Origin of the sequence: Pacificibacter sp. (assembly GCF_039769035.1) — a bacterium.
In the GTDB taxonomy this organism is placed as follows: Bacteria; Pseudomonadota; Alphaproteobacteria; order Rhodobacterales; family Rhodobacteraceae; genus Celeribacter.
In genome coordinates this window covers 1-4,456 of record NZ_JBDMZG010000134.1, presented here as the reverse complement: position 1 = coordinate 4,456, position 4,456 = coordinate 1, and the positions used below count along the sequence as shown (strand labels likewise).

The window sequence follows — 4,456 nt, the reverse complement described above, 5'->3', positions numbered from 1 at the left end:
TATGCCGTTGTCGAAATCGGTACAGAGGTTTGGCCTGAACACTACAAAGCCGTCGCTGCGTCGATCCGTTTTGCTGAAGCAATGCGTGCGAAAATGAAAACGCGGTTTGGGTCCAAAAGATGACGAATGATGTGACCAAAATTCAGCAGCTGCAGGCGCTCGCCGAGCTTAAGCTGACCACAGAGCTGGCAAACTTGGATCGGATCGCGGCTGAAAAGCAAGCACCAAACGCCGTTCTGGACGCCATTGCGCGTGAAAAGCGGGTGCAAGATCAGAGTGCCAACTGGGACTTCGATCAGGCCACAGTATCCGGCATGTCAGAAAAATGGGCGATTTGGGCCGAGCGCGAAACGCGGAATGCGATGGGCGAACTGGCGCGTATCGCACAAAGATATGAGGCGCAAATGGACGTTGCACAGCAAGCCTTTGGCCGCACAGAAGCGCTTAAAGCGCTTGTTCAAAAGGCAAAAGATGCACGAGGCAAGACACACTAATGCCAACTGCGGCGCAATCCGTCGCCGCAGTTGACATTGTAAGTTGTTGATTAGTTTTGTGTATCTTGGCGCACGATGTCGATGACCAGAACGTCATTGATATCTTTGCCAATGGTTTTTTGAGCAACTTCGGTTAGGGCGTTTCTCAGATTGGTCATCGTGGCGCTGTCGGTAAAGGCGCCTCTAAACCCGCCGGTATTGGCATGATCGAACAGGACCTGCAAAAACGCGTCACGCAGTTTTGGTTCGCGGGCATAAATTGCCTCGCGCGTCCCAATGGTGGCCTCAAGGCTGAGCGACAAAACGACCATCGCGGCCACGCGACCGTCTTCCAAATCGGGCACCACGAACTGGTTGTTGAGTTTAACATACTCAAAATCTTGCGTCTCAGACGCGTCTTCCGTCGCCTGCACTGTATCGTCGTGGGCCATGTCCATTTCAACGTCACCACACGGATCGATGCTGACAATTTCCGGCGCAGGCCGAAGTGCCATGCCACCGCCAACGCCAGCGCCAAGTCCGATCACAGCCAAAAGTATAGGCAAAAGTTTTTTAAGCATGTTGGCGCTTTCTAAAATGGAAGGACGATATCGGCGATTTGCTGGCCATATCGCGGTTGTTGCATTTGGGTGATTTGTCCACGTCCACCATAGGAGATGCGCGCACTGGCAATTTTCTCGTAGGTGATTTCATTTTGACGGGAAATATCCTCAGGCCGCACATAGCCTTCCACCAGCAATTCGCGAATTTCAAAATTCACCCGAACTTCTTGCGATCCTTGGATGTGCAAAACACCATTTGGGAGCACGTCAATGATGGTGGCGGCGACCATCAATTCCAGTTTTTCGTTGCGGCTGACCGATCCATTGCCCGATGACGATGAAGTGCCATTGGTGCTGATCAATTCCCCCATGGACGCCCCTTCGGGCAGCGTTGGATCGACGCGTTGCGGAATGCCAAACAGCGATGAAATGCCCGCTGTTTCAGTGCCAGTGCGCCCTCGTGAAGACTGGTTTGAAAACTCGGCGCTGTCATCAATTTCGATCACCACGGTCAGAATATCACCACGTTCAATCGCGCGGCGATCCCCCAAAAGCGACTGACGAGAGGCAGTCCACAAGGACGCACCATCCGCGGGGTTCGATCTTTCGATGCGCTTGGGCAGCGGTGGGTTCAGCATGGCTGCGGCTTCTTGGGTGTTTGCCACAGGCGTGAAATCGGGCTGTCGACCAACTTGGCTGAGGTCGGTACAGCCAGCGGCCAAGATCGCAACGGAAAACAGGTGAAAAAATCGCATCTTGATGTCCTTCATTTTGAGGGGGGCAGGCCGCCGACGTAGACTGCGCCGTCGTTTGCAACGATGCCTGAGACCGTGGATTTTGAGGTGAGGTTCATGACGCGCAGCAAATCGCCCGGCCCAGCTCTGCCAAGCGCGCGGGCGTCGGCTGAAATGGTCAAAGTGCCTGTGAGATAGATGAGCTTAACGATCTGATTGCGTTCGATAATTGCGGCGGGCCCGACGTCGCCTGCCATGATGGGGCGCCCCGAATACAGAACCACGCGCGCCTCAAGGCCGATCGCTTCGTCGGGAAACATAAGCGCGCCGGGAACGTCTTGTGCCGTGCGCACCAAATCGCTGGGCTGCAAGATGGTTTGCGCCCGAATGGTACGTGCGGCGACGATGGTTTCGGCGCTGGCATAAAGTGGCGCAAGCAGACTGAGGGCGGATATGAGAATGGCTTTCATCATCGGATTTGCGTTGTCGCTGAGAGCATTTGGTCGGCTGCGGTTATGACTTTGGCGTTCAGTTCATAGCCACGCTGGGCTTCGATCAGCTCAGTGACTTCGCGCACCGCATCGACTGCGCTGTCTTCCAAATAGCCTTGGCGCAACGTGCCGACGCCGTCTGTGCCCGGTTCGCTGACATTCGCAGGACCAGATGCGGTTGATTCTAAAAACAAATTCGAGCCAATGGCTTCGAGACCCTTGGCGTTTGTGAAATTCGCGAGCGAGAATTGACCGAGAATTTGCGGCTGAACTTGGTCGTTGAAATAGGCATAGACTTCGCCTTGGCCATTGATCGAAATGGAGCGTGCATCGTCTGGAATGACGATATCCGGCACCACGCCATGCCCGTCCGACGTCACAATAAGCCCATCTGCGGAACGTTTCAGAGCGCCATCGCGGGTGAAGGCAGATTGGCCCGAGGGCAGCGTGACTTCGAGATAGCCTTTACCTTCAATGGCGAGATCGAGATCTCCACCTGTGGCTGACAACGACCCTTGCGCGAGTTGGATTGTCACCGAAGACGGTCGCACCCCAAGGCCAAGTTGCACACCTGTTGGAAGAGCGGTGCCATCTGAGGAATTGATCGTCCCCGGACGCGTCATTTGTTGGTAGTGCAGGTCGGTGAACTCAGCCCGGCGCGCGTTGTAGCCGGTGGTGTTCATGTTGGCGAGGTTCTGCGAAATCGTCTCGACACGCATTTGCTGGGCGCTCATGCCGGTCGCTGCTATTTTTAGGGCACGCATATCAACTGCTCCTTATCGACCAAGAGTGGAGAGAACCGAACGAATGCGTTCGTCCTCTTTTTCAATGAAAGTCTGGCTTAGGCTGTAGGCATGCTGCACCTCGATCATACGCGTGACTTCGGTGACGGCATTGACGTTGGAGTTTTCCACGAAACCTTGCAGAATGACCGCGCCTTCAATGGGTTCGATACCGCCTTGCGTGGTAAAGCGAACGCCATTGGTGCGATCAAAACTGCTTGGATCAGTGGGCACGTACAGACCGATTTGCGCGATCGGCGTCCCGTCCGCAGACAAGGTACCATCAGAGGCAGCGGAGACATTTTTCGCATCAGGCGGGACAAAAATCGGCGCGCCGCCATTGTCGAGCAATCTGTATCCATCGTGCGTTGTGAGCTCACCCGCTTCGTTTGGTGTAAAGGCACCCGCTCTGGTCAGCGCTTCGCCATCGGGGGTTTCGATCAAGAAAAACCCAACGCCTTCGATCGCGAAATCGAATGCGCCGCCGGTTGGTGTCAGGGGGCCTTGGCTTGTGTTGGTGTGGCGCACATCGCCCTCGGCCATAGACAACGAAGCCTCGTTCCGCCCAAGTTGCGCAACATGTTCTGAGAAAATCAGCCCCTCTTTGCGAAAACCCGTGGTCGATGAATTGGCGATGTTGTTGGCAATCGCAGTCATTTCACGATTGAGCCCAGACATGCGCGTGATGGCGGTATAGCCGGTGCTGTCCATTATAAACCCCCGATCAACGGGATGAGCCGATCAACAAAAAAGGCGCTGAGTGTCTCGGTCATGAAGCCCATGGTCATCCAAAAAACCAACAAGATCGCGCCAAGTTTGGGAACGAAGGTGAGCGTCATTTCTTGAATGCTGGTCAAAGCTTGTACCAAGCCGATGCCGACGCCCGCAAAGAGAGCCACGACAAGAATTGGGGTCGAAATGACCACAGAAATCCACAGAGCCTGTCTGAGTGTGTCGTAAAAAATCAGGTCATCCATGGTTACACCGGCATCCGAAGAATTTCTTGATAGGCTTCAACAACTTTGTCGCGCACAGCCACTGCGGCTTCGACGGCCAGCTCGGTTTGTGCAAGTGCCTCGACAAGTGCCTGACTGTCGGCGCCCCCTGTCAGTGCGGCTTGCGCAATGGATTCACTTTCTTGCAAAGACTGGGCAAATTCGCCGGCGGCCTGCGCAAGCTTGCCCTCAGAACCAGCGTTGGCGGTGTCTAATTTAGGTGCGGTTGCTGGGCGTGTTGATGCGTAACCCTGCGCTGCATATGCGGATCGGATGTCCATTCTGGCCTCCTATTAGCGACGTAAAAGATCGAGCAAAGACGTCGACATTTGTCGCGCTTGATCAAACATTTTGAGATTGGCTTCATAGCTGCGCTGCGCTTCACGGGCGTCAGCGATTTCAACCATAATTTCGACGT

Annotated in this window: 9 protein-coding genes and 1 pseudogene; 2 read left to right on the top strand and 8 right to left on the bottom strand. The window is 54.7% G+C overall.

Annotated elements, in window-relative coordinates:
* A pseudogene (locus tag ABF287_RS11585) lies at positions 1 to 123 on the top strand (flagellar biosynthesis protein FlhB); the annotation flags it as partial.
* On the top strand, positions 120 to 494 hold the full coding sequence (locus ABF287_RS11580) for a hypothetical protein (protein WP_347185164.1): 375 nt from the start codon (positions 120 to 122) through the stop codon (positions 492 to 494). The pseudogene ABF287_RS11585 and the gene ABF287_RS11580, both read left to right, overlap by 4 nt.
* 50 nt (positions 495 to 544) lie before the next feature.
* Here ABF287_RS11580 and ABF287_RS11575 read toward each other — a convergent pair whose 3' ends face one another.
* The 8 genes from ABF287_RS11575 to ABF287_RS11540 all read right to left on the bottom strand — a co-directional run.
* Positions 545 to 1,054, bottom strand: a complete 510-nt coding sequence (locus ABF287_RS11575; RefSeq protein WP_347185163.1) for a flagellar basal body-associated FliL family protein — start codon at positions 1,052 to 1,054, stop codon at positions 545 to 547.
* An 11-nt stretch (positions 1,055 to 1,065) separates the two neighbouring features.
* Complete coding sequence (flgH, locus tag ABF287_RS11570) at positions 1,066 to 1,791, bottom strand: flagellar basal body L-ring protein FlgH (protein WP_347185162.1); 726 nt, start codon at positions 1,789 to 1,791, stop codon at positions 1,066 to 1,068.
* A gap of 11 nt (positions 1,792 to 1,802) precedes the next feature.
* A complete protein-coding gene (gene flgA, locus ABF287_RS11565; protein WP_347185161.1) occupies positions 1,803 to 2,243 on the bottom strand; it encodes a flagellar basal body P-ring formation chaperone FlgA in 441 nt (146 codons plus the stop codon).
* Positions 2,240 to 3,025, bottom strand: a complete 786-nt coding sequence (gene flgG / locus ABF287_RS11560) for a flagellar basal-body rod protein FlgG (RefSeq protein WP_347185160.1) — start codon at positions 3,023 to 3,025, stop codon at positions 2,240 to 2,242. Before flgG ends, flgA begins: the two co-directional genes overlap by 4 nt.
* A gap of 12 nt (positions 3,026 to 3,037) precedes the next feature.
* Positions 3,038 to 3,754: a flagellar hook-basal body complex protein gene (locus ABF287_RS11555; protein WP_347185159.1), complete on the bottom strand. Its 717-nt coding sequence runs from the start codon at positions 3,752 to 3,754 to the stop codon at positions 3,038 to 3,040.
* Positions 3,754 to 4,020: a flagellar biosynthetic protein FliQ gene (locus ABF287_RS11550; RefSeq protein ID WP_347185158.1), complete on the bottom strand. Its 267-nt coding sequence runs from the start codon at positions 4,018 to 4,020 to the stop codon at positions 3,754 to 3,756. Before ABF287_RS11550 ends, ABF287_RS11555 begins: the two co-directional genes overlap by 1 nt.
* A gap of 2 nt (positions 4,021 to 4,022) precedes the next feature.
* A complete protein-coding gene (gene fliE, locus ABF287_RS11545; protein ID WP_347185157.1) occupies positions 4,023 to 4,319 on the bottom strand; it encodes a flagellar hook-basal body complex protein FliE in 297 nt (98 codons plus the stop codon).
* A 12-nt stretch (positions 4,320 to 4,331) separates the two neighbouring features.
* Positions 4,332 to 4,456: flagellar basal body rod C-terminal domain-containing protein (locus ABF287_RS11540; RefSeq protein WP_347185165.1), on the bottom strand; the 125-nt coding region annotated here is incomplete at its 5' end.